Source organism: Xanthomonas sp. NCPPB 2933, assembly GCF_056725225.1.
Genome location: NZ_CM161518.1, coordinates 2,459,565 through 2,483,945, shown reverse-complemented (window position 1 = coordinate 2,483,945; position 24,381 = coordinate 2,459,565). Strand labels below are relative to the sequence as shown.

Annotated in this window: 25 protein-coding genes; 11 read left to right on the top strand and 14 right to left on the bottom strand. The window is 64.4% G+C overall.

What is annotated here, in order from left to right; translation table 11 throughout:
* Positions 1-43: 43 nt before the first annotated feature.
* Positions 44-280 (bottom strand): hypothetical protein, encoded by a 237-nt coding sequence (locus tag AC1PLU_RS10195; RefSeq protein ID WP_481108367.1) that lies wholly within the window; start codon positions 278-280, stop codon positions 44-46.
* Between the two features lie 268 nt (positions 281-548).
* On the opposite strand from AC1PLU_RS10195, the gene AC1PLU_RS10190 reads away from it, so the two are divergent.
* Positions 549-1,049 carry a hypothetical protein gene (locus AC1PLU_RS10190; RefSeq protein ID WP_481108366.1) on the top strand — a complete coding sequence of 167 codons (501 nt, stop codon included), beginning with the start codon at positions 549-551 and terminating at the stop codon, positions 1,047-1,049.
* A 70-nt stretch (positions 1,050-1,119) separates the two neighbouring features.
* Here the strand turns inward: AC1PLU_RS10190 and AC1PLU_RS10185 are convergent, their stop codons facing one another.
* The 12 genes from AC1PLU_RS10185 to AC1PLU_RS10130 form a co-directional block, all read right to left on the bottom strand.
* On the bottom strand, positions 1,120-2,364 hold the full coding sequence (locus AC1PLU_RS10185; protein WP_481108365.1) for a glutamate-5-semialdehyde dehydrogenase: 1,245 nt from the start codon (positions 2,362-2,364) through the stop codon (positions 1,120-1,122).
* 160 nt (positions 2,365-2,524) lie between these two features.
* Positions 2,525-3,679, bottom strand: coding sequence for a glutamate 5-kinase (proB, locus tag AC1PLU_RS10180; RefSeq protein ID WP_481108364.1), 1,155 nt, complete (start codon positions 3,677-3,679; stop codon positions 2,525-2,527).
* 13 nt (positions 3,680-3,692) lie between these two features.
* On the bottom strand, positions 3,693-3,953 hold the full coding sequence (locus AC1PLU_RS10175) for a YciI family protein (protein WP_006449417.1): 261 nt from the start codon (positions 3,951-3,953) through the stop codon (positions 3,693-3,695).
* Entirely contained in the window at positions 3,953-4,318 is a 366-nt protein-coding gene (locus tag AC1PLU_RS10170) for a cupin domain-containing protein (RefSeq protein WP_167393494.1), read from the bottom strand. The genes AC1PLU_RS10175 and AC1PLU_RS10170 overlap by 1 nt, the downstream gene beginning before the upstream one ends.
* On the bottom strand, positions 4,318-5,613 hold the full coding sequence (argH, locus tag AC1PLU_RS10165; protein WP_481108363.1) for an argininosuccinate lyase: 1,296 nt from the start codon (positions 5,611-5,613) through the stop codon (positions 4,318-4,320). The genes AC1PLU_RS10170 and argH overlap by 1 nt, the downstream gene beginning before the upstream one ends.
* A gap of 75 nt (positions 5,614-5,688) precedes the next feature.
* Positions 5,689-6,639, bottom strand: coding sequence for an N-acetyl-gamma-glutamyl-phosphate reductase (argC, locus tag AC1PLU_RS10160; protein ID WP_481108362.1), 951 nt, complete (start codon positions 6,637-6,639; stop codon positions 5,689-5,691).
* The gene (locus AC1PLU_RS10155) at positions 6,636-7,247 is read right to left on the bottom strand and encodes a GNAT family N-acetyltransferase (protein ID WP_481108361.1); all 612 of its coding nucleotides are present in this window, start codon (positions 7,245-7,247) and stop codon (positions 6,636-6,638) included. The genes argC and AC1PLU_RS10155 overlap by 4 nt, the downstream gene beginning before the upstream one ends.
* A 5-nt stretch (positions 7,248-7,252) precedes the next feature.
* Positions 7,253-8,596, bottom strand: coding sequence for an acetylglutamate kinase (locus tag AC1PLU_RS10150; RefSeq protein ID WP_481108360.1), 1,344 nt, complete (start codon positions 8,594-8,596; stop codon positions 7,253-7,255).
* A gap of 74 nt (positions 8,597-8,670) precedes the next feature.
* A complete protein-coding gene (locus tag AC1PLU_RS10145) occupies positions 8,671-9,771 on the bottom strand; it encodes an acetylornithine deacetylase (RefSeq protein ID WP_104550738.1) in 1,101 nt (366 codons plus the stop codon).
* 235 nt (positions 9,772-10,006) lie between these two features.
* Positions 10,007-11,251 (bottom strand): argininosuccinate synthase, encoded by a 1,245-nt coding sequence (locus AC1PLU_RS10140; protein ID WP_481108359.1) that lies wholly within the window; start codon positions 11,249-11,251, stop codon positions 10,007-10,009.
* Between the two features lie 72 nt (positions 11,252-11,323).
* The gene (locus AC1PLU_RS10135) at positions 11,324-12,349 is read right to left on the bottom strand and encodes an N-acetylornithine carbamoyltransferase (protein WP_255085401.1); all 1,026 of its coding nucleotides are present in this window, start codon (positions 12,347-12,349) and stop codon (positions 11,324-11,326) included.
* A gap of 312 nt (positions 12,350-12,661) precedes the next feature.
* Positions 12,662-13,162: a hypothetical protein gene (locus tag AC1PLU_RS10130; RefSeq protein ID WP_043889250.1), complete on the bottom strand. Its 501-nt coding sequence runs from the start codon at positions 13,160-13,162 to the stop codon at positions 12,662-12,664.
* Between the two features lie 198 nt (positions 13,163-13,360).
* On the opposite strand from AC1PLU_RS10130, the gene cysS reads away from it, so the two are divergent.
* The 3 genes from cysS (at position 13,361) to AC1PLU_RS10115 (ending at position 16,749) form a co-directional block, all read left to right on the top strand.
* Entirely contained in the window at positions 13,361-14,800 is a 1,440-nt protein-coding gene (cysS, locus tag AC1PLU_RS10125; protein WP_481108358.1) for a cysteine--tRNA ligase, read from the top strand.
* Positions 14,801-15,061: 261 nt separating this feature from the next.
* Positions 15,062-15,499: a SufE family protein gene (locus tag AC1PLU_RS10120; RefSeq protein ID WP_006449428.1), complete on the top strand. Its 438-nt coding sequence runs from the start codon at positions 15,062-15,064 to the stop codon at positions 15,497-15,499.
* On the top strand, positions 15,496-16,749 hold the full coding sequence (locus tag AC1PLU_RS10115) for an MFS transporter (RefSeq protein ID WP_481108357.1): 1,254 nt from the start codon (positions 15,496-15,498) through the stop codon (positions 16,747-16,749). The genes AC1PLU_RS10120 and AC1PLU_RS10115 overlap by 4 nt, the downstream gene beginning before the upstream one ends.
* Positions 16,750-16,890: 141 nt before the next feature.
* Here AC1PLU_RS10115 and dksA read toward each other — a convergent pair whose 3' ends face one another.
* Positions 16,891-17,379 (bottom strand): RNA polymerase-binding protein DksA, encoded by a 489-nt coding sequence (gene dksA, locus AC1PLU_RS10110; protein ID WP_369910408.1) that lies wholly within the window; start codon positions 17,377-17,379, stop codon positions 16,891-16,893.
* Here dksA and AC1PLU_RS10105 point away from each other — a divergent pair.
* From AC1PLU_RS10105 to eutC, 7 genes are all read left to right on the top strand, one after another.
* Positions 17,369-18,016, top strand: a complete 648-nt coding sequence (locus tag AC1PLU_RS10105; protein ID WP_255171873.1) for a hypothetical protein — start codon at positions 17,369-17,371, stop codon at positions 18,014-18,016. The two genes, dksA and AC1PLU_RS10105, sit on opposite strands and share 11 nt — an antisense overlap.
* A 5-nt stretch (positions 18,017-18,021) precedes the next feature.
* Positions 18,022-18,315, top strand: coding sequence for a membrane protein insertion efficiency factor YidD (gene yidD, locus AC1PLU_RS10100; protein ID WP_481108356.1), 294 nt, complete (start codon positions 18,022-18,024; stop codon positions 18,313-18,315).
* Positions 18,312-19,661: a dihydroorotase gene (locus AC1PLU_RS10095; RefSeq protein ID WP_481108355.1), complete on the top strand. Its 1,350-nt coding sequence runs from the start codon at positions 18,312-18,314 to the stop codon at positions 19,659-19,661. Before yidD ends, AC1PLU_RS10095 begins: the two co-directional genes overlap by 4 nt.
* On the top strand, positions 19,661-20,500 hold the full coding sequence (locus AC1PLU_RS10090; protein WP_481108354.1) for a M23 family metallopeptidase: 840 nt from the start codon (positions 19,661-19,663) through the stop codon (positions 20,498-20,500). The genes AC1PLU_RS10095 and AC1PLU_RS10090 overlap by 1 nt, the downstream gene beginning before the upstream one ends.
* A gap of 229 nt (positions 20,501-20,729) precedes the next feature.
* Entirely contained in the window at positions 20,730-22,094 is a 1,365-nt protein-coding gene (gene eat, locus AC1PLU_RS10085) for an ethanolamine permease (RefSeq protein ID WP_006452607.1), read from the top strand.
* Positions 22,091-23,500, top strand: coding sequence for an ethanolamine ammonia-lyase subunit EutB (locus AC1PLU_RS10080; RefSeq protein ID WP_481108353.1), 1,410 nt, complete (start codon positions 22,091-22,093; stop codon positions 23,498-23,500). Before eat ends, AC1PLU_RS10080 begins: the two co-directional genes overlap by 4 nt.
* Entirely contained in the window at positions 23,497-24,342 is an 846-nt protein-coding gene (gene eutC / locus AC1PLU_RS10075; protein ID WP_481108352.1) for an ethanolamine ammonia-lyase subunit EutC, read from the top strand. Before AC1PLU_RS10080 ends, eutC begins: the two co-directional genes overlap by 4 nt.
* The last annotated feature ends 39 nt before the right edge of the window (positions 24,343-24,381 follow it).

The window sequence follows — 24,381 nt, the reverse complement described above, 5'->3', positions numbered from 1 at the left end:
GCAGTCGTCGACTGTAGGCAGACGGCGGCCTGCCGGGGGAGTGTCAAAGGTCGTGGTTGCCGGGCTGGGAACACGGAGACTGACCGCAAGGCGCCGTCCAGGCATCTGAACCACCACAGTCCATGTATCGCTCAGTATTCCATTGGTCGCGCATCGCATGCTGCAGGCGATGCTGATGCCCACGATTCGCACACAAGTCAGTCGCTTCGCGCTTCCATTTTTCGAAAGGGATGTTCTTGCGCATGATGAAGCGGCCTTCAACAATCAGGTGCTCATTCATGGGTATTTGCGGTTCCGTCGATCGTGTCAATTCGGGAAGACTCACATATATCGAAAGTTCTCCGGCCCGGCAGCCGCCGGCGGGCAACACGCAGCAGCATGTCAACAACCCCGACCAGACAAGTGGCGTGCTGGCAGGACTGAGCAGCGTGAGCCCTAGCAGGAGTGTGAGCAGATCGTCTTTACGACAGCGCCCGCTCTCGCCGAGCCTCAGGGCTGTCAGCCAGGTCATGCGGTCCGTCAGGGCCCAGTACTACAAAGCGCCCCGCTTGAAATCGAGCAACAAAAAGAAAAACACTGGCTTCGAGGAGGCCGTTCGAATCCACAGGGCGACTGCAGAGATCGCCCGGATGCGACAGCAGGTGGATGACCTGGAAGAGGATGTGGTGTCGGCGGCCATGGATGGGAACGCGCACAACTGCGGTGAACTGGCGACCCTGGCCGTCCACTATTTGCAGCAAGATCACAACCAGATTGCACGCCTTGCCTTCTTCAATGGAACAGCGCACACCGCCGCGATCGTCGGCCCAGTGCCAGGCGCAGGTATCTTGCCTTCGGACATGACAGCTTGGGACGCGGACATCTATGTCTGCGACCCCTGGTGCAATATCGCCTGCATGGCAAACGACTATCCCGCCGAATTCAAAGAAAAGATGGAAAAGTGGGACCGCGCCGGGAAACAGGTGTGGCTGTCAGGAACTGGCTTCGTTTCCCCAACAAGCGATGAATGGATAAGCACGGTGCTTGGAGGAGAAAAGAAGGCCACGTGATCGAGTCGATGTCGGCAAGTGGTGCTGCACTGCACAGCGCCACACGAGTGCACCGGCAACGCATGCCATTTCAGTGGCGCACCTGCCCCTCTCCACGCACAACAAAGCGCTCCACCGTGAGCGCTTCCAGTCCCATCGGGCCGTAGGAATGCAGACGCGTGGTGGAGATGCCGATTTCCGCGCCCAGGCCAAGCTCGCCGCCGTCGGAAAAACGCGAGGACGCGTTGACCATGACCACTGCCGAGCGCAGCGATTGCACGAATCGTTCGGCATTGGCGGTGCTCTGCGTGGCGATCACTTCGGTGTGGTCCGAGCCGTACTGGCGGATATGCGCCAGCGCGGTGTCCAGATCCGGCACCACGCGGATCGCCAGGATCAGATCGAGGAATTCAGCGGCATAGTCGTCATCGCTGGCAGGCGCGATATCGGGCAGCAATGCACGCGTTGCCGCATCGCCCCGCAGCTCCACATGGCGTTCGCGCAGCGCTTGCGCAGCAACCGGCAGAAAACGCTCGGCGATGTCTGCATGTACCAGCAAGGTCTCCAGCGAATTGCAGGCCGACGGTCGGCTGGCCTTGCCATCGACCAACAGACGCACGGCCAGGTCCACGTCGGCGGATGCATCCACGAACAGATGGCACACGCCCTTGTAATGCTTGATCACCGGCACGCGCGCGTGTTCGGCAACAAAACGGATCAGGCCTTCGCCGCCGCGCGGAATCGCCAGGTCGACGATCTCGCTGAGCTGCAGCAACTCCAGCATAGTCTCGCGGCGCAGGTCCTCGACCAGCGTCAACGCGGCCTCGGGCACATTGGCCTCACGCAATGCGCGCTGCAATGCGCGCGCAATCGCGGTGTTGGAGTGAATCGCCTCCGAGCCGCCACGCAGGATCACCCCGTTGCCTGCCTTGATGCACAACGCCGCGGCGTCGGCGGTCACGTTCGGGCGCGCCTCGTAGATCATCGCGATCACCCCCAGCGGCACGCGCACCTTCTGCACGACGATGCCGTTGGGGCGCACGTCTTCGCGCGTGATCTGCCCGACCGGATCCGGCAACTGCGCAACCTCGCGCAACGCGGCGGCAATCCCGTCCAGGCGCTTTGTGTCCAGCGCCAGACGATCGAGCATCGCAGTGCCCACGCCCTTCTCGCGCGCCGCCTCCAGATCGCGCGCATTCGCCGCCAGGATCACCGCCGTATCGTGTTCCAGCGCAGCGGCCATCGCCTCCAGCAAGGCCTGCTTGGCAGACGACGACAGTTGCGATAACACGTGCGCGGCATCACGGCATTGCAGGGCGAGGGTTTTGATGGTCATTTGGGGGCCGGGATTGGGGAGTCGGGATTGGGGATTGGCAAAAGCGGGCGACACCGTTTTATCACCACAAGGGAATCAGTCGTTGGGACACAGAGGCAACGTTTGGGAAACGCAGTACAGATGTTTTTGCGAATCTCCAATCCCAACTCCCCAATCCCCGCTACAACAGCACCAAATCATCGCGATGCACCACATTCTCGCCATAGCTGTAACCGAGCACGGTTTCGATCTCGCGCGAATGACGGCCCGCGATGCGGCGGATATCCACTGCCGAATACTGGCTGACACCGCGCGCCAGGCAGCGCTCGCCATCGGCCTCGCGCAGGCGGATCTCCACCATGTCGCCGCGACGGAAGTCGCCTTGCGCACCGGCCACACCGCCCGGCAGCAGCGAGGCGCCCTTTCCGGTCAGCGCCGCAGCGGCACCAGCATCGATCAGGATCGCGCCCGGCTCCACCGGTGCGTGGCGCAGCCAGTATTTGCGGGCGGCAATGCGCGTGCGTGCGGGGTGGATGCGCGTGCCACGCAGGCGATCCTGCGCAAGCCCGCGCACCACCTCGCTGCTGCGGCCGTTGAACAAATAGGTTTCGATGCCGGCAGCACCGGCTTTTGCGGCGGCTTCCAGCTTGGTGCGCATGCCGCCGGTGCCCACGCCGCTGCCGCTGCCGCCGGCCATCGCCAGCACCTCGGCGGTGAGTTCGGACACCTCATCGAGAGGACGCGCCAACGGATTGCTGCGCGGGTCGGCGCTGTACAAGCCATCGATATCGGTGGCGATGAACAACGCATCGGCATCGACCAGCGCGGCGACGATCGCGGCGAGATTGTCGTTATCGCCCAGCTTGAGCTCGTCCACCGACACGGTGTCGTTCTCGTTGATCACCGGCAGCGCGCCCAGCCGCAACAACTCGCCCAGGGTGGCGCGCGCATTGAGATAACGGCGGCGGTTGCGCAGGTCGTCGTGGGTGAGCAGTACCTGCGCCACCGGACGTTCGAAAAAGCGCTGCCACAGCGCGATCAATTGCGCCTGGCCGAGCGCGGCCAAGGCTTGACGCGCGGCGATCGGTGCACCGGCTTCGGCGGCTTTCGGCAGGATCGCGCGGCCTGCCGCCACCGCACCGGAAGAGACGATCACCAGCTCGCGGCCTATGGCCAGATTAGCCGAGACGAACTGCGCCAAGCCCAACGCAAACCGCGGCGACAGGCCACCACCATCGGCGGCCAACAGGCTGCTGCCGACCTTGAGCACCGCGCGCCGCCATGGCGGCAACGGCTGCTCGGTAAACAACGACGGCATGTCGGCAGGGGTTGTCATGGCAGCCAGACGCTCAGTGCGTGTTCCACTCATACACGGTCAACGTCGAGGCATCGCGCAGCACCAAGGGATCGCGCGCAACGATCTGCTGCGCCTCCTCCAGACTGCCCAGATTGACCAACACATACGCACCGCCAGTGCGATCGCTGAAACCACCGGTCATTTCGAGCTGCCCGGCCGCGCGCAATGCAGCGAGAAAATCCAGATGCGGCTGCACCACATCGGCGGGAAAATCCGGCTTGCGCATCGCCAGCACCAGATAGCGCGTGGTCATCAGCTGACGTCCTTCGCACGTGCTGTCGTGGGTGCACGATCGTCGCGACCATGCGGTGCCGAGATCACCAGAAAGCGCGCCTCGACATCGGACAGATTGTGCATCTGGTGCGTGGTGCCAGGCGGCACGTCCAGGCCCTGCCCGACCCCGAGCACGTGCTGCGCGCCATCCAGTTGCAGCATCACCTCACCGGCCAGCACATAGAAAAAATGCCGTGCGCGACTATGCCGATGACGCGACTCCGCAACGCCTGGCGGCATGCGTTCTTCGAGCACGCTCAAGCTGGGGTCGCGCAACAGGTGCCAGCCTTCGCAAGCTTCGCCCCAGGGATAGTGTTCTGCGGTCTCGGTGCTGATCACGGCCATCAGCGCAAGGCCTCCCAACGGGCACGCAAGACATCCAATTGCAGATCCGCGGCGGCGCCTGGCGAGACGCGTGCAGCAAGGCTGCCTTCCGGCGTGCGCCCCTGCCCTGCAGTGTCGGACGATTCCGCTGCCGCCTTGTAGGCCTCGCGGAACGGCACACCGGCCACGGCCGCTTCCACCGCCACATCGGTGGCGTACATGCCCGAATCGATCGCCGCGCGCAGCTTGTCCGGGCGCCATTCCAGATTGGCCAGCAATGCCGGCAGCAGCTCAAGGGCCGCCAGGCCGCGCCCGAAGCCATGCACGATCGCGCCCTTGCTGCTCTGCAGATCGCGGTGATAACCGGACGGCAGCGACAACAACTGTTCGATTTCGGTCCGGGCTGCCGCGATGCTGGCATGGGTGGCACGCATCAGTTCGATGACGTCGGGGTTACGCTTGTTCGGCATGATCGAACTGCCGGTGGTGTATTGCGCCGGCAACGCGACGAAAGCGAATTCGCCGCTGGTGAACAACGACAGATCCCAGGCAATACGGCGCAAGTCCAGGGTGGCGCTGCCAAGCGCTTCGAGTGCAGCCAGTTCGTACTTGCCGCGCGAGAGCTGTGCGTAGATCGGCGAGACCTGCAGGCGCGCAAAGCCGAGCTCGGCAGTGGTATGCGCACGGTCCAACGGCAGATTGACGCCGTAACCGGCCGCAGTGCCGAGCGGATTGCTGTCCACCAACCGCAAGGTGTCGGTTGCGCGCAGTGCATTGTCGATAAAGGCTTCTGCCCAGCCTGCCCACCACATGCCGGCCGACGACACCACCGCACGCTGGATATGCGTATAGCCCGGCACCGGCAGGTCGGCCTCGGCTTGCGCGCGGTCCAGCGCCACCTTGGCGATCTCCGCGCTGAGCTCGGCCACACGTTGCAGCTTGTCCTTCAACCATAGCCGCGTGGCGACCAGAATCTGGTCGTTGCGGCTGCGTCCGGTGTGGATCTTGCGGCCGGCATCGCCCAGGCGCTCGGTCAGGCGCGCCTCGATCGCCGAATGGCAATCCTCGTATTGCTCATCGAGCACGAACGCGCCGCTGCGGAAATCATCGGCCAGCAGATCCAGTTGCTCGCTCAGCCCGCCCAGTTCCTGCAGCGACAGGATGCCGATGTGCTGCAGCCCCTGCGCATGCGCCTTGCTGGCAGCGATGTCGTACAGGAAAAACTCGCGGTCCAGGATGACGTCGTCGCCGGCCAGGAAGCGCTGGATCTTGGCGTCCACTGCCAAACCGGGTTTTTGCCACAACAGATTGGTCATCGGAAAGCGTCTCGAAATAAGTCGTCCAGTTGAATCCCCGCACATGGATGTGCGGGCGCTTGCGAGGGACTTGCATCAACGAATCGCAGTCAATTCGTCCCAGCCAAATGCCAGGTTGAGGTTCTGCATCGCCTGCGTGGCCGCGCCCTTGAGCAGGTTGTCCAGCGTCGCCACCACCACCACGCGCTTGTTGCCCGGTGCCAGTGTCACGCCGCCGATCTGCACGCCGTGCGTACCGGCGATGTGGCTGACCCACGGCGCTTCGTCGACGATTTCGATCAGCGGCTCATCGGCATAACGCTGCGTGTAGCGCGCCTGGATCTGCTCGCGCGTCAGCGGTTGCTGCAGCCACAGGTTGACGGTCATGGTGAGGCCGCGGAAATGCGGCGCCACATGCGGCATGAACTCCACCGGCACGCCGAGCTGCGCGGAAACTTCGCGCTCGTGCATGTGGTTGGTCAGCGCATACGGCATCAGGTTATCGGCCAGCAACTCCGGGTTGTTCTTGTCCGAGGGCGTGGTCCCTGCGCCGGAATAGCCGGAGACGCCAAAGCATTGTGGAGGGCCTGCCAGCTGATCGAGCAATGGTGCGATCGTCAGCTGCATCGCGGTGGCGTAGCAGCCCGGGTTGCTGATGCGCTTTTGCCCGGCGTACTTTCCGCGCGTCAACTCCGGCAGCCCGTAATACCAGGCCGGATCGAAGCGGTAATCGGCCGACAGGTCGATCAACACCGTCTGCGGTCTGGCCGCATCGATCGCCGCGACAAACGGCTCTGCCTTGCCGTTGGGCAGCGCCAGGATCACCACATCGGCGGCCTTGGCGGCCACCGCATCGGCATCCAGGCTCTCGTAACGCAACTCGCCCTGATAGGCATCGTTGTGGCCGGCCACAGCTTGCCCGGCCAGTTCGCGCGAGGACACGAACACCAGCCGCAGGTGCGGATGCGCCGCCACCAGCTTGATCAATTCCGAACCGGTATGCCCGCGGGCGCCGATGATGCCGATGGTCGTTGTTTGAACAGTCATGCGTTTGCTTCCAGGCGGAACTGCAGGTGGCGTTTGACCCCGGCCCATTCCGTATCGATGATGGAGAACACTACGGTATCGCGCGGTGTGCCGTCGGCGTGGCGGGTGTGGTTGCGCAGTACCCCGTCCTGCTTGGCGCCCAGCCGCGCGATTGCCGCGCGCGAGGTGTGATTGAACCAACTGGTTTCGAAGACCACGCTCCAACAGCCCAGCGTTTCGAAGGCATGCTGCAACAGCAGCAGCTTGGCGTCGGTATTGACGCCGCTGCGCTGCACGCGCGGCGCGTACCAGGTGTAGCCGATCGACAGCTTGGGCACGGTCGCATCCAGCCCGTAATAGCGCGTGCAGCCGACGACCTCACCGGCCGCATCGCGCACCACGTAAGGCAGCACCAGCCCGTCGGCTTGCGCAGCCAACGCCGCGCCCACGTAGTCGTCCACCTGCGCCGGTGCCGGCACGCCGGTGTACCACAGCCGCGACAACGCACCGTCGCCCAGCGCAGCGCGCAAACCAACGGCATGCGCAGCTTGCAGCGGTTCCAGCGTTACGTGTTGGCCGCGTAGTGTGGGCAACTCGCGCCAGCGCGGTGGCAAGGTGATGGACGCCATCGTGCTCAGCCCAGCAGCGTCGGCTGACGCGTCGCGCAATGCGCCACGCAGTGCTGGATCTGCTCGAAGTTTTCCAGCCCGTACCAGAACACCTTCCACTTTTCCTGCTTGATGCAGCCGTCGGACTCGGCGTAATAGAAAATGTTGACCTGGTTGTTATGACGCGAGCGCCAGAACAGCTGCGGGGTTTCTTCGCGCATCACATTCCACACCGCGCGGCCCAGGCCCTCGCCTTGCGCGTCGTCGAGCACGGCAAACTTGTCCAGATAGATCAGCGCGCTGGCACCCAGCATGCCCTCATCGGTGAGGATCACCGCGGCGCGATAGTTCTCGCTGACATAGGCACGCAGCAGCTTGGTGTTGCTGAAGTAATCGGGCACCAGCGTACGGCCGAAGCTGGATTCGATCAGCGAGGTGAGGCGCGGCAGATCCAGTTCGTCCCACGAGGTCGCACGCAATACGCGCTCGCCACGCCGCACCAGCGTGCCCGAGCCCTTGTGCGTGAACAGCTCCTTGGCCAAATCCGCCGGCCGGGTGATCGACACCGACGATTCCAGCGGCAGGCGATCGAGCAGATCCTTGATCTGCTCGATCTTGACCCGCATGCCGCCATTGATCCACGGCTGCTGCATCAGGTGATCGAACTCGGTGGACAGGTTGATCGAATCAATCACCTTGCCATCGGGATCCAGCAAGCCGCCGGTGCCGGTGAGGAAGATGATCTTGTACGGCTGCAGTTCCTGCACCAGTTCGTTGGCGGCAAAATCGGCGTTGACGTTGAGGATCTGCCCGCTTGGCGTCTCGCCCAGGCTGGTGATCACCGGGATCGAGCCGGCCTGCAGGCTCGCTTCGATCGGCGCCAGATTCACCGCCTTGACCTCACCGACCAGGCCATAGGTGTCGCGGTCCAGATACTGCGCTTCGAACACGCCGCCGGTGATCGAGGTCGCACGCGCACCGTTCTGCTGCAGCGCTTCGACCAGCTTGAGGTTGGAGGCCTGGAACACCTTGCGCACGATCGCCAGGGCTTCAGGCGAGGTCACCCGCAGTCCATTGACGGTGCGCTTCTCGATGCCGGCCGCAGAGAGTTCGGCATCCAGCTGCGGGCCGGCGCCATGCAGCACGATCGGGGTCAGCCCCACTTCCTGCAGGAACGACAGCGACGAGGTCAGCGCGTCCAGATCATCGCGCAGCACCGCGCCGCCCACCTTGACCACCGCAAAGCGTTTGGCATCGAGCTGCGAAAAACGCTTGAGGTACTGGCTGATTTCCTTGGCGCTGGCCATGCTCGAAAGCAGGCGCACGATGGTCTGGCGGGTCTGTTTGTGGGGCTGTGCGGAGAGGGACATTGCCGTGATCGAAGAGAGGAATGGCCGCGCCAGGCGCGGAATGCGGCTTTGGTACGAGCCGTTAGTGAAAGCGGTCAGTGCGCGCCGTTGATGATGCGGTGGACCGACTCGGCGTAACGCTGCAACTGCGCAAGCGTCACGAATTCGTCGGCGGTGTGTGCCTGTGCGATGTCGCCGGGGCCGTACACCAACGCGGTGTAACCGCCAGCGGAAAACAGCGAGGCCTCGGTCCAGAAATCCACCGCGTTGCCGATCGGCAGGTCCAGCGCATCGGCCACATCGCGCGCGGCCAGGCGGCGTTCTTCTGCACGCGCGATATCGCCGGACGGCAGGCTCGGCCCGCGAAAGGTTTCTTCGAACTGCGCGGCAGCCGGCTCGGCAAATCCGGCGAAGGTGGCCAGCAATCCATCCACGTCCATCGACGGCAGCGGACGGAAGCCAAAACGCACTTCGGCTGCCGGCGCGATCATGTTGGCCTTGATGCCGCCATCGACGCGACCGATGTTGAAGCGCAAGCCGGTCAAGCCACCGAAACGCGCATGCGCCAGCGACTCGACATGATCCAGCGCCTTTCCGCCCCAGCGCATCGCCTGATGCAAGGCACTTGCCGACGGATCCTGCTTGCCCGACGCATGCCCGGCACGCCCGGCGAAACGCATCAGCACCGAACTGATCCCGCGATGCGCCAGCACCGCCTCGCTCATGGTTGGCTCGGCCACCAGCACCGCTTCATACGGCAATCCACGCGCTAGAAACGCGGCGATGCAGCGCGGGTCGTTCGCTTCTTCGTCGGAGGAAAACAGGAATGCCGCATCACCCTGCCCGGCATTGGCCGCCGCCACCAGCGCCGCCGCCGCACCTTTGATATCGCAGACACCCAGCCCGATCACACGATCGTCGGTGCGCCGCATCACGTGCGGATCGGCACTCCAGTGCGGCGAATCCGGCACCGTGTCCAGATGCACGTTGAACAGGTAGTTGGGCTTTCCACGCACCGCATACAGGCTCACCGCGCCGGCACCGTGGTCGATCACCTCAACCTGGAAACCAGGCAACTGCGCACGCAGATAATCGAAGATGCCGCCCTCGGCAGCGATCGCACGCGGCGGATTACGGGTGTCGAAGGACACCAGCGTTTCCAGGTGCGTCAGGGTGGATGCGAGTAGATCGGTCATATCGGTTTGATCGAGGGTCCGAAGCAGCGGCTAAGCGGAAGTAAGGAAGGTGCGCAAACGGCTCGTAAATCTCATCGAAGCCACCCTTCTCCCACCGGGAGAAGGTGCCCCCAAAGGGGCGGATGAGGGTGCGGGCGAAGCTTCGTGCACTGAACATCGCGAGAGCTTCGCTCCGTACCCTCACCCCAACCCCTCTCCCGACGGGAGAGGGGCTTTGCATACGTGACTCCAAACGTCAGCGGTTTACTTGCGCATACAACGTCGAGCTCATGCCGAACAACTTGATGAACCCCTCGGCTTCCTCCACGCCCCAGTCGGCCGACTGCGCATACGTCGCGCCCTTGGTGTTGAGCAGATGCGGCGAGCGCACGGCCACCGCATCGACGCGGCCACCGCGGGTTTCCAGCGTGACTTCGCCGTTGACCTTGGACTGCGAGGACTGCAAGAACGCCTCGATGTCGGTCTTGAGCGGGTCGTGATAAAAGCCTTCGTACACCAGCTCCACCCACTTGCGCGCCACGTCCGGCTTGAAGCGGTTCTGCTGCTTGGTCAGCACTGCATCTTCCAGCGCGCGGTGCGCGGTGAGCAGCGAAATCAGGCCCGGCGCTTCGAACACGATGCGGCCCTTCAAGCCGATCACGGTGTCGCCGGTGTACACGCCACGGCCCACGCCGTAGGGCGCGAACAGCTTGTTGAGCTGGGCCAGAATCTGTTCGCCCGGCAATGCCTTGCCGTCCAGCGCGACCGCCTCGCCTTCGACGAACTTCAAGGTGACGTTCAACGGCTCCACCGGCCACTCGCTGCGTGGCGCACACCAGCCGCGCGCCCCTTCGCCCGGCGCTTCCCAACGGTCGATCTCGCCGCCGGACATGGTCAGCCCGAGCAGGTTCTCGTTGATGGTGTAGGCCTGCTGCTTGGCGCGCACGCCGAAGCCGCGCTCTTCCAGATACTTCTGCTCGTAGGCGCGGGTCTGGGTGTGCTCTTTCTGGATTTCACGGATCGGCGCCACGATCTGGTAGTCGCCCAACGCCTTCACTGCCAGATCGAAACGCACCTGGTCGTTGCCCATGCCGGTGCAACCATGCGCGATGCTGCGCGTGCCCAGTTCCTCGGCGCGCTTGAGCGCGGCATCGACGATCAGGTAACGGTCGGACACCAGCAACGGGTACTGGCCCTGATAGCCCTCGCCCGCCCACACGAACGGCTTGACGAAGCCCTTCCAGATCGCCGGACCACCATCGACGGTGACATGGCTGGCGGCACCCAGTTCAGCCGCACGCTTTTCGATGAAGTCACGCTCTTCGGCATCCACGCCGCCGGTATCGGCGAACACGGTGTGCACCGCGTAGCCCTGTGCCTGCAGATACGGAATGCAGAAGCTGGTATCCAGGCCACCGGAGAACGCCAGGACGATGTCCTTCTTGGTGCCGGGATTAGAAAGTGGGGATTCGGGATTGGTGGAAGCGGTCTGCTGCGACATGGGGGCTCTCTGTGAAAGTTGACTAAGTTGGATCGGGAGCGGGGTTCGCTATTGCGAATCCCCAATCACGAATCACGAATCCCGGCTGCCCTGGCCCACCAGGGCAGCCATGATCGCCTTCTGCACATGCAGGCGATTCTCGGCTTCATCGATGGCGATGCAGTTGGGCGAATCCATCACCGCGTCGGTGGCCTTGACGTTGCGACGCAGCGGCAGGCAGTGCGAGAACACGCCATTGTTGGTCAGCGCCATCTTGCGTTCGTCGACGATGAAATGCTGGTACTGGTCGCGGATCGGCTTTTCCGGCTCCCAGTTGCCGAAGAACGGCAGCGCGCCCCAGCTCTTGGCATACACGACATCGGCGCCGGCATAGGCGCTGTCGATGTCGTGGCTGACCTGCAGCGAGCCGCCGCTTTCGGCCACGTTCTGCGCCGCCCAGTCCATGTAGCGCGGGTCCAGGATGTAGTCCGGCGTCGGGCACAACAAAGTCACGTCCATGCCCATGCGGGTGGCGATCGTCAACGCGGAATTGGCCACCGCGGTGTTCAACGGCTTGGGGTGATAGGTCCAGGTCAGCACGTACTTCTTGCCGCGCAGATCCTGCGTGCCGAAGTGTTCCTGCAACGCCATCGCGTGCGCCAGCTCCTGGCACGGGTGGGTGATGGTCTCCATGTTGATCACCGGCACCGGCGAATACTTGGCAAAGCTCTTGAGTACCTGATCCTCGCGGTCCTTGGACCAGTCGACGAACTTGGGAAACGCGCGCACGCCGATCAGGTCGACATAGCGGCCCAGCACCCGCGCCACTTCGGCGATGTGCTCTTCGGTGTCGCCGTCCATGACCGTGCCCAGGTTGAACTCGATCGGCCAGGCATCCTTGCCCGGCTGCAGCACTACCGCATGTCCGCCCAGCTGGAACGCGCCCAACTCGAAGCTGGTGCGGGTGCGCATGGACGGGTTGAAGAACACCAGCGCGATCGACTTGCCCTTCAGCTCGCTTCCCAGCTTGTTGCGTTTGAACAACGCGGCCTGGGTCAACAGCGCATCCAGTTCGGCGCGGCTCCAGTCCTGGGTGTTCAAGAAGTGCTTCAGTGACATCGATCGATCCTTGTGCTGCGTGCTTCTGCTGCGTGGTCCGCCAGGAGCGACGGGGTGCGCGACATGCGCGTTTCTTGCGGTTGAAACTTTTATGACGCCTGAAACGAAAAAACCCAGCCTTGAGGCTGGGTTTTCAACAACGGACAGCAACACGCCCGGGTCACCCAGCGAAAATGTGGGATTCCGGTCGGCGGGCACGCGAGGTCATGCCGGAGGCCATCCGGGCGGCGCTGGTGTCGTGCTGAAAGGCGTTTGCGTGCATAGGGCGCGAATCCTCGCATGCATGCGCGCACGGCGCAACCGCTGCGCGCGTCATCGCGGAGGCGCGACGATGGCGTCGGGAATGTACGGGGTCACCGAGACCCGGATACGCAGCCGGTTGCCCGGATCTTCCGGCAGCCGCGAACGGTACTTGGTGCCCTTGTAAACGTAGTCCACATCGAAGGCGATCGGCCGCCGGAACTCGCGCGGCACTTCCACCACCCGGCAATTGCGCCGCGTGCTGGTCGGCGGCACCGCCACCGGTGCAGACGGCAGCTCGGGGCGGCGGGAGAACATCTCCTTGACCGAATCGACCATCCGGTTGATCCGGCCCTCGTCGTCTACCGCAGGCGCAGCGGCGACCGGCGCAATCTGCTCGGCCTCGCACTGTTCTTCGATGCGGGTGGCGCGCAAGGTCTGGTAGACCGGCTCCACGTTGAGCACCTGCGCGTAATCCAGCTTCACGTTCTCGATCACCACGACCCGGTTCTTGGGGTCAGGCTCTGCCGCATGCGCCGCCAGTGCCTGCCAGGCAAACACACACAGCAGCATGAAGAACAGGGAAGGTCGCATCAGTACCAGAGAAGGCGTCGCCAGGCAGTACGTAAGTGTATGGAGCTTGCGATCTCCGGGGCTGAACGCAACCCATCCGATTGCGAGTGCCGGCCATGACATGCCATCGCCTGGGGTTTGGTTCGCCTAGCCGCCGCGACCGGCTAGAATCGTGCAGTTACCCTTTTCCAGATGCCGATGAGCCTGCGCCTGCACAACAACCTGACGCGGCGGGTCGAGCCGTTCGCGCCGCTCGATCCCACCAGCCCCACCCTGTATGTGTGCGGCCCCACCGTCTACAACTACGCGCATATCGGCAACGCCCGCGGCCCGGTGGTGTTCGATGTGCTCGCCGCGCTGCTACGCCGCCGCTATGGCGCGCTGCGCTATGCACGCAACATCACCGACGTGGACGACAAGATCAACGCCGCCGCCCAGGCGCAGGGCGTGCCGATCTCGACCATCACCGACCGCTTCGCCGCGATCTACCGCCAGGACATGGCCGCGCTCGGCGTGGTCCCCCCGGACATCGAACCGGCAGCCACCGCGCATATTCCGCAGATCGTGGCGATGATCGAGCAGCTGATCGCCAACGGGCATGCCTATGCCGCCGAAGGCCATGTGCTGTTCGCGGTGGCCAGCTTTGCGCACTACGGCAAGCTCTCGCGCCGCGATCCGGACGAAATGCTGGCCGGCGCGCGCGTGGACGTGGCGCCGTACAAGCGCGACCCCGGCGACTTCGTGCTGTGGAAGCCCTCCAGCGACGAGCTGCCCGGCTGGGACTCGCCCTGGGGCCGCGGCCGCCCGGGCTGGCATATCGAATGCTCGGCGATGGCTGCCGCGCACCTGGGCCCGACCATCGACATCCATGCCGGCGGCGTGGACCTGCAGTTCCCGCATCACGAGAACGAGATCGCGCAGAGCGAATGCGCGCATGGCGGAGCCACGTTTGCGCGGTTCTGGCTGCACAACGGCATGCTCAACTTCAGCGGTGCCAAGATGAGCAAGTCGCTGGGCAACATCGAGACCGTGCACGACCTGATCGCCCGACACCCGCCCGAGGCGTTGCGTTACGCGCTGCTGAGCGCGCATTACCGGCAGCCGCTGGACTGGTCGGATGGCTTGATCGAGCAGGCCAAGAACACGTTGGACCGGCTGTATGGCACGTTGCGCGATCTGGCAGCTGTGGAAACCGATGCAGGCGTCGGCACAACACAGCCGACCACGATTCCTGGCGATGTGGAATCTGCGCTGGACGATGACCTCAATACACCGCTGGCGCTTGCAGCACTGGCAAAGCTTGCAAAGGAGGCCAGCCGGGCACTGCACGATTTGGCACCGGCGGGCGGGCCGGACAGCGAACGAAGCGGCGAGCATCTTGCGGCGCTGCGCCGAGCCAAATCCGATCTGCTTGGCGCAGGTCTGGCGCTAGGCTTGCTGCAGCAAGACCCGGCGGCATGGTTCTCGCGCGGCACCGATGCCGGCGACGATGCGCGCATCACCACGCTGGTCGAAGAGCGCAATGCGGCAAAGAAAGCCAAGGATTTCGCCCGTGCCGACGCCATCCGCAAGCAACTGGCCGACGAAGGCATCGTGCTGGAAGACACCCCGCAAGGCGTACGCTGGAAGCGAGCATGATCTTATTCCCTTCTCCCTGCGGGAGAAGGTGGCGCGCAGCGCCGGATGAGGGTACGGGCAAAGCCACATGAGAGAAGTTAATGCACGTGGCTCCGCCCGCACCCTCACCCCAACCCCCGCTTCGCGCCCCGGCCCGCGCTGGCGGCGCGGGCGCTCCAAGGCACGCGCGCCAGTGGCGCGCAAACCGCGCCTTCTCGCCCCGGAGGTAGAGGGGCTTTGACCGAACGACCCTGGATTTTTGCGAGTGATTTTGGAATCTTGATGACCACTACCCCCTTCCCGCTCGAACCCACCGCCATCGAAGCACAGGCCACCATCGCCGAGGAGTTTTCCTTCTTCAGCGACTGGTCCGAGCGCTACCAGTACCTGATCGACCTGGGCCGCAAGCTGCCCACCTTCCCGGAACAGTGGAAGACCGAAGAACACCGCCTGCATGGCTGCCAGTCGATGGTATGGATCGTGCCGGAGGGCAACGCCGAGCGGCTGGACTTCCACGCCGTCAGCGATTCGGCGATCGTCTCCGGATTGATCTATCTCGCCTTGCGAGTGTACTCGGGGCGTAGCGCGCAGGAGATCATGGCCACCGAGCCGGACTACATCGCCGGCATTGGCCTGGCCAAGCACCTGTCGCCGACCCGCAGCAACGGTGTGGCGGCGATGCTGGCCTTCATTCGCGACACCGCCCGCGCCCAGCAGTGAGCACGCCCACGCCTCCCTCGCCCTCCGCCTCGCTGCGCACGCTGTTCGCCTACCCCGGCTTCGGCCTAGTGCTGCTGTATCGCGTAGCGGCAATGCTGTCGTACCAGATCGTCGCGGTCACGGTCGGTTGGCATATCTACGAGATCACCCGCAATCCACTCTCGCTCGGGCTGATCGGGCTGGCGGAGATCCTGCCGTTCTTCTGCATCGCGCCGTTTGCCGGTTATCTGGTCGATCACCTGCCGCGCCGCCGTCTGGGCATGGTCGCGGTACTGGGCCTGGTCGCCACCGCGCTGCTGCTGTTGGCGATCACGCATGACTGGCTGCCGGTACAAGGCGTGTGGCCGATCTATGCGGCCATCGCACTGACCGGTGCAGCACGTTCGTTCCTGTCGCCGGTCTACAACGCCTTGTTCGCGCGCGCGTTGCCGCGCGAGGCCTTCGCACGCGGCGCCAGCATCGGCAGCGTCACCTTCCAGGCCGGCATGGTCATCGGCCCGGCGCTGGGCGGCGTGCTGGTCGGCTGGGGCGGCAAGGGCCTGGCTTATGGAGTTGCGGCGAGTGTGGCGTTGGTGGCGATCCTGGCGCTGGCCCTGTTGCGCGTCAGCGAGCCGGTCAACGAGGGCCCGCGCGCGCCGATCTTTCGCAGCATTGCCGAAGGTGCGCAATTCGTGCTGTCCAACCAGATCATGCTGGGCGCGATGGCACTGGACATGTTTTCGGTGCTGCTGGGTGGCGCGGTGTCGATGCTGCCCGCCTTCATCCACGACATCCTGCACTACGGCCCGGAAGGCCTGGGCATCCTGCGCGGTGCACCGGCACTGGGCTCGATCGTGGTCGGCGTGTGGCTGGCGCGGCACCCGCTGCAGCGCAATGCCGGGCGCATCCTCATGCTGTCGGTGGCCGGTTTCGGGTTTTGCACGATCGCGTTCGGCCTGTCGCGGCATTTCTGGCTGTCGGCGGCGATCCTGCTGGTCTACGGCATGTGCGACGGCGTCTCGGTGGTGGTGCGTCAGACCATCCTGCAGCTGGCCACGCCCGATGCGATGCGCGGCCGGGTGTCGTCGATCAACGGCATCTTCATCGGCTCTTCCAACGAGCTGGGCGCGTTCTACGACGGGGTGATGGCGCGCCTGGTCGGCCTGGTGCCGGCGGTGGTGATCGGCGGCTGCGTCACGCTGGGCGTGGTTGCGACCACCGCGTGGAAGGCGCCGAAGCTACGCAAGCTGGATCTGCGCGACTTGCAATGACGTGCGCAATGCTGATGTGCCGGTAGCGAACGCAGCCGGCATCGCTATTGCCTTGACGCATCAAAAACCCCGCACATGGCGGGGTTTTTTTTTAATCGACCAATGAGGCTTCGACGCTTGCTGAACGATCAATCTTAACGATCAATCGCCCTGCTGCTTCTGCAGATGCTCCCAACGCTCTTGCGCGTCGATGGTGCGCTCGGCGGTCAGACGCGCTTCCAGGCGGTCCAGGCCGATCTCTTCGCCGGTGTCCACGCAATAGCCGTAGTCGCCGTCTTCCAGACGCTTGAGCGTGCTGTCGATCTTGGAGATCAGCTTGCGTGCACGGTCGCGGGCGCGCAGTTCCAGCGAGTTCTCGGTCTCGCGGGTGGCACGCTCGGCTTCGTCGCCGATATCGCGCACTTCTTCGCGCAGGTTCTCGATGGTCTGCTTGGATTCCTCGACCATCTCGTTGCGCCACCGCTGCAGACGCTGACGGAAGTACTCCTGCTGCAGCTTGCTCATGTACTCCTCGTCCGCGGCAGGCTTGTAGCCCTGCGGCAGGATCGGGCGACCGGTGGTCTCGTCGATCTTGTAGTCGACCACCTTGTACTTGGTCTTGGGCGTCGGGCTGGACGACTTGGCAGTCACGGCCACGGCCACCTTACCGACCGGACGGGTCGCGGCGGGCTTGGCGGGGGCTTCGGTTTTGGTTGGTGTTTTTGCTGAAGATTTCGAAACGGGCACGGGATTCTTAACTGACGGGGTCGCAGGCTTTGCCGGCTTCGCAGGGACGGCCTTGGGGGCCGGTGCGGGCGCGGGCTTTTCAGCCTTGACCGGGACTGACTTGGCCGGAGTCGGCTTGGCAGCCGGCTTCGGTACGGACTTGGGCGCCACCGGCGTGGCGGCCGGTTTGGCGGCAGCCGGAGCTGCCTTGTTTGCCGCCGGCTTTGCAGCACTCTTGGCGGCCGGTTTTACAGGTTTAACAGCCGCGGGCTGGGGCACTGCGGCCTTGGAGGCCGGCGCCGGCTTGGCAGCGGCCTTGGTCACAGCTGCCTTCTTGGCAACAGGTTGCTTGGTGGCCGGCGTCGCCTGCTTGGCAGCCGGTTTTGCAGCGGCAGGCGCCGCCGCTTTCTTCGCAACGGGTTTGGCGGACTTCTTGGCGGCCTCTACGGCCTTGTTTGCAGTTTTTTTAGCAGCCACGAAACGCTCATCCTTGGTTCCCCCGGGGCCCGGGAAAGCGGGCCTTTATAGCTTACCCCAAGGCCCCCCGGCAACCACCCATTAGTCCAAGTGGCATATCATTGGCAAGTGATCTCACGCCTGCTCATCGCGCTGCTGCGCTTCTACAAAATATTCATTAGCCCTCTGTTAGGGCCGCGCTGCCGGTTTGCGCCCAGTTGCTCGGAGTATGCAATGACCGCGATCGGCCGCTTCGGCCCGCTTCGCGGCTGCTGGCTGGCTGCACGCCGGCTGGGCCGTTGCCATCCTTTCCATCCGGGCGGGTTCGATCCCGTCCCCGACGCGCCTACGTCCGCGCCTTCGCCCTCTTCCACTTCCTGCCGCTGCAAAGGACCCCACCCATGAGCCGAACCGTCATCGTCAATGCCCGCCTGGTCAATGAAGGCAAGGAGTTCGACGCCGATCTCCTGATCGAGGGTGGCCGCATCGCCAAGATCGCCGACAAGATCACTCCGGCTGCAGGCGATACGGTGGTGGACGCGGCCGGGCGCTGGGTGCTGCCGGGCATGATCGACGACCAGGTGCACTTCCGTGAGCCGGGGCTGACCCACAAGGGCGATATCGCCACCGAATCCGGCGCTGCCGTGGCCGGCGGCCTGACCAGCTTCATGGACATGCCCAACACCAATCCGCCGACCCTGGATGCGGCTGCGCTGCAGTCCAAGTACGACGCCGCAGCCGGGCGCGCCTGGGCCAATTACGGCTTCTACATGGGCGCCAGCAACGACAATCTGGCCGCGATCCAGACGCTGGATCCCAAGACTGCGCCGGGCATCAAGGTGTTCATGGGCGCCTCCACCGGCAACATGCTGGTCGACAACCCCGAGACGCTGGACGCGATCTTCCGCGACGCGCCGACGCCGATCATCACCCACTGCGAAGACACCCCGACCATCGATGCGACGCTGGCGCAGTTCAAGGAAAAGTACGGCGATGCATTGACTCCGGAGATGCATCCGGACATCCGCTCGCGCGAGGCGTGTCTGAAGTCTTCGCAGCTGGCGGTGTCGTTGGCGCGCAAGCACAACACGCGCCTGCACGTGCTGCATATCTCCACCGCCGACGAGCTGGCGCTGTTCGAGGCCGGCCCGCTGGTCGACGCCGACGGCAAAGTGCGCAAGCGCATCACCGCCGAGACCTGCATCCACTTTTTGCGCTTCGACCGCAGCGATTACGCGCGGCTGGGCAACCTGATCAAGTGCAACCCCGCGATCAAGGACGCCGACGACCGCCTGGCGCTGATCGAAGCGCTGGCCGAAGACGTGATCGATGTGCTCGCCACCGACCACGCCCCGCACACCTGGGAAGAGAAGCAAAAGCCCTACGCGCAGGCGCCGTCGGGCCTGCCGCTGGTGCAATACGCGCTGGTCGCCGCGCTGGAGCTGGTGCATGAAGGCAAGCTGCCGATCACCCGCATCGTGCAGAAGTTCGCGCATGCGCCGGCGCAGTTGTTCGATGTGGAAGAGCGCGGTTTTCTGCGCGAAGGCTATTTCGCCGACCTGGTGATGATCGACAACACCCCGTTCACCGTGAAGCGCGAGCAGGTGCTGTCCAAGTGCGGCTGGTCGCCGTTCGAAGGCACCACCTTCCGCTCGCGCATCGCCGCGACCTGGGTCAACGGCCAGCAGGTGTGGGATGGCGAACAGTTGGTCGGCATTGCCGCCGGTCAGCGCCTGACCTTCGACCGCTGATGCGCGCAGCCCTGTTTGGCGCCTGGCTTGCGCTGGCGCCGCTCGCGTTTGCTGTTGGTGATGCCGCTGCGCAATCTGCGAGCGCTGCGGATGTGGTGTTTCCGCCAAGCGCCTCGCAAGGCGCGATGGTGATCGGCAAGGTGCCGGCGGGCAGCCAGGTGCAGTACGCCGGCCGCACGCTGCGGGTGAGCGGCTATGGCAGCGTGGTGTTCGGTATCGGCCGCGATGCCACCGGCCCGTTACAGGTGCAGATCACCCGGCCCGATGGCGGCAAGGAGACTGCCAGCATCGCAGTGACGCCGCGCGATTGGCCGGTGGAACGCGTCAACGGCGTGCCGCCCAAGACCGTCAACCCGCCTGCGGCGATCGCCGAGCGGATCAAGCGCGAACAGGCGCAGGTCACCGCTGCACGCGATCGCGACGACGCGCGCACCGATTTCGCGCAGCCCTTCATCTGGCCGGTGCAGGGCCGCATCAGCGGGCGCTTCGGCAATGCGCGTGTCTATAACGGTCAGCCCGGTGCCGGTCATTCGGGCATGGATATCGCGGTACCCACCGGCACGCCGGTCAAGGCGCCGGCCGCCGGCGTGGTCACCTTCGCCGCGCCGGATCTGTATCTGACCGGCGGTACGGTGCTGCTGGACCATGGCTTCGGGGTGAGCTCCAACTTTCTGCACCTCTCACGCATCGACGTGAAAGTGGGCGATCGCGTGGAGCAGGGTCAGGTGATTGCCGCGGTGGGTGCCACCGGGCGCGCGACCGGGCCGCATCTGCATTGGGGGATGAATTGGTTCGATGTGCGCATCGATCCGTTGCTGGTGCTTGAGCGCAACAAATAGAGCCGTTGGGTAGCGAAATGAAACAGCGGGCACCGGTTGCGTCAGCGTGGCGGCCTGTTCTCTGCGGCCTACCCGCTGTGCCTGTGTTGGTCGCGGGGCTTTGGGGTATAACCGGGACGACCGTCGATCTTCGATCCTCGCCACTTTCGTAGCGGACGATCGAGCCAGACGGTTGGTCCATCGCTGCGGCGTCGGACGTGCTTCATCTCCCCTCCCCCGACCGCAGGAGATGTGCGACATGCGCAACGAGCAACTCAAACCCACACTGGGCACCTGGCAACTGTGGGGGATCGCCGTGGGACTGGTGATTTCCGGCGAGTATTTCGGTTGGAGCTACGGCTGGGGCACCGCCGGCACCCTGGGATTTCTGGTGACTACCGTGCTGGTGGCGGTGATGTACACCTGCTTCATCTTCAGCTTCACCGAGTTGACCACGGCCATCCCGAACGCCGGGGGGCCGTTCGCCTACAGCCTGCGCGCGTTCGGCACTTATGGCGGCATGCTGGCGGGCCTGGCCACGCTGATCGAATTCGTGTTCGCGCCGCCGGCCATTGCGATGGCGATCGGCGCCTATCTCAACGTGCAGTTTCCGACCCTGGACCCACGTATCGCCGCAATCGGGGCGTATGTGATCTTCATGAGCTTGAACATCGTCGGCGTGGCGATCGCCGCCACCTTCGAGTTGGTGGTGACTCTGCTGGCGGTGATCGAACTGCTGGTGTTCATGGGCGTGGTGGCGCCGGGTTTCAGCGTCGCGCGTTTTGCCGCCAACGGTTGGGCCGGCAGCAACGATTTTGGCCCGGCGGCGATCTCCGGCATCTTCGCTGCGATTCCGTTTGCGATCTGGTTCTTTCTGGCGATCGAGGGCGCGGCGATGGCGGCCGAAGAAGCCAAGGATCCCAAGCGCACGATCCCTCGCGCCTACATCGCCGGCATCCTCACGCTGGTGGTGCTGGCGTTGGGAACGATGGTGTTTGCCGGCGGCGTCGGCGATTGGCGCCAGCTTTCCAACATCAACGACCCGTTGCCGCAGGCAATGAAAGCGGTAGTCGGCAATAGCTCGACCTGGCTGCACATGCTGGTGTGGATCGGTTTGTTCGGTCTGGTGGCCAGTTTTCACGGCATCATCCTGGGCTATTCGCGGCAATTCTTCGCATTGGCGCGTGCGGGCTTTTTGCCGCATGGGCTGGCCAAGCTGTCGCGCTTTCGCACGCCGCATCGCGCGATTCTGGCCGGTGGCGCGATCGGTATCGCGGCGATCTGCAGCGATGGCGTGGTCAAGATCCAGGGCATGTCGCTGACCGCGGCGATGATCACCATGTCGGTGTTCGGCGCGATCGTGATGTATGTGATGAGCATGCTCAGCCTGTTCAAACTGCGCCGCGCCGAGCCATTGCTTGAGCGCAGTTTTCGCGCACCGGGTTATCCGGTGGTGCCGGCGATTGCGCTGCTGCTGGCGCTGGTGTGCCTGGTGGCGATGGTGTGGTTCAACCCGATCGTGGCGCTGATCTTTGTAGGACTGCTGCTGTTTGGTGCGGTGTGTTGCGTGCTGAGCTTGCGCGGCCAACACACGCCTGCGAGCACTGTCAGATGAGTGGGTTCGCCTTCACCGCAGGCGGCGAGCGCTTCCAGTTTGCCGATCTCAAAACGTTGCTGGCCAAGGCCACGCCGGCACGCTCGGGCGATCAACTGGCCGGGCTCGCCGCCGACTCCGGTCTGCAACGCGTCGCTGCGCAGATGGCGCTGGCGGACCTGCCGCTGCGCCATTTTCTGGATGAAGCGGTGGTGCCGTACGAAGCGGATGAAGTCACACGCTTGATTGTCGACCAACACGATGCAACCGCATTTGCCCCGGTCTCGCATCTCACCGTCGGCGGCTTTCGCGATTGGCTGTTGAGTGCGCAGGCCGACGAAGCCGCATTGGCTGCACTGGCGCCCGGACTGACACCGGAGATGGTGGCGGCGGTGTCCAAGCTGATGCGGGTGCAGGACCTGATTCTGGTCGCGCAGAAAACGCGCGTGGTCACGCGCTTTCGCAACACGCTGGGATTACGCGGACGCTTGTCGACGCGCTTGCAACCTAACCACCCCACCGACGACGCCACCGGCATTGCCGCCAGCGTGCTCGACGGTTTGTTGTATGGCAACGGCGATGCGGTGATCGGCATCAACCCGGCCAGCGACAGTCTAGCCGCCACCACCGCGTTGTTGCGCATGCTCGATGCGGTGATCACCGGCTACCAGATTCCCACGCAGTCCTGCGTGCTGGCGCACATCACCACCACCATCAAGGCGATCGGACGCGGCGTGCCGGTGGATCTGGTGTTCCAGTCCATCGCCGGCACGGAAGCGGCCAATACCAGCTTCGGCATCAATCTGGCCCTGCTGCAGGAGGGTTATGAGGCGGGTCTGTCGTTGCGCCGTGGCAGCGTGGGCGACAACGTGATGTATTTCGAAACCGGCCAGGGCAGCGCGTTGTCGGCCAATGCGCATCATGGCGTGGATCAGCAGACCTGCGAGGTGCGCGCCTATGCCGTGGCGCGGCAGTTCAAGCCATTGCTGGTGAACACCGTGGTGGGCTTTATCGGCCCGGAATATCTCTACGACGGCAAGCAAATCATCCGCGCCGGGCTGGAGGATCATTTCTGCGGCAAGTTGCTCGGCGTCCCGATGGGCTGCGACATCTGCTACACCAACCATGCCGAAGCCGATCAGGACGACATGGATGTGCTGCTGACCCTGCTCGGCACCGCCGGCATCAACTTCATCATGGGCATCCCCGGCTCGGACGATGTGATGCTCAACTACCAGACCACCTCGTTCCACGATGCGCTGTATGCGCGCCAGGCACTGGGCCTGCGTGCGGCGCCCGAGTTCGAACAGTGGCTGGAACAGCAAGGCATTTTGCGCCTGCGCGATGGCCGCTTCGAACTCGGTAGCGAGGTGCCGGCACCGTTCCGGCGTGCGCTGGCGCAATTGAACAGCGGCACGGCGCAATGAGCAGCCCCACGACGCCACCTCGCGATGCCTGGGCGCAGCTGCGTCATCTCACGCCGGCACGGATCGCGTTGGGGCGCGTCGGCACCAGCTTGCCGACAGCTGCGCATCTGGATTTCCAGCTGGCGCATGCGCAGGCACGCGATGCGGTGCATCTTGCGTTCGATCCAGCGCCGCTGCAGGCCGAACTCGAACAGCGCGGGCGTATCAGCATGCTGCTGCACAGCGCGGCGGCAGATCGGCATGTGTATCTGCAACGCCCGGATCTGGGCCGGCGCCTGGCCGCCGACGCCGCCACGCAACTGCGTGGTCTGACCGCCGTGCATGGCGGTGGACATGACGTGGCAGTGGTGGTCGCGGACGGGCTCTCGGCGCTGGCCGTACACCGCAATGCCCCGCATATGCTGGAGCATATCGATCGCTTGGCCGCACACGAGGGCTGGTCGCTGGCACCGGTGGTGCTGATTGCGCAAGGGCGTGTGGCCATCGGCGACGAGGTCGGCGAATTGCTCAAGGCCCGTGCAGTGATCGTGCTGATCGGCGAGCGGCCGGGACTGAGTTCGCCCGACAGCCTGGGCCTGTATCTGACTTACACCCCACGGCTCGGCCTGACCGACGCCGCGCGCAATTGCATCTCCAATATCCGCGCCGAAGGGCTGAGTTACGCCGAAGCCACGCACAAACTTGCGTACCTGTTACGCGAGGCGTTTCGACGCAAGCTATCCGGCGTGCAACTCAAGGACGAAGCCGAGCAACCGGCACTGCCCTCGGCTGGCCCGCCAGATGCCGCGCCACGTACGTTTTTGCTACCGGATGATCTGCCGCCAGACGTTGTGGGCAGCTGAGCCAGAGACCCGTGCGATATGGCGGCCTGCCTGCATCGA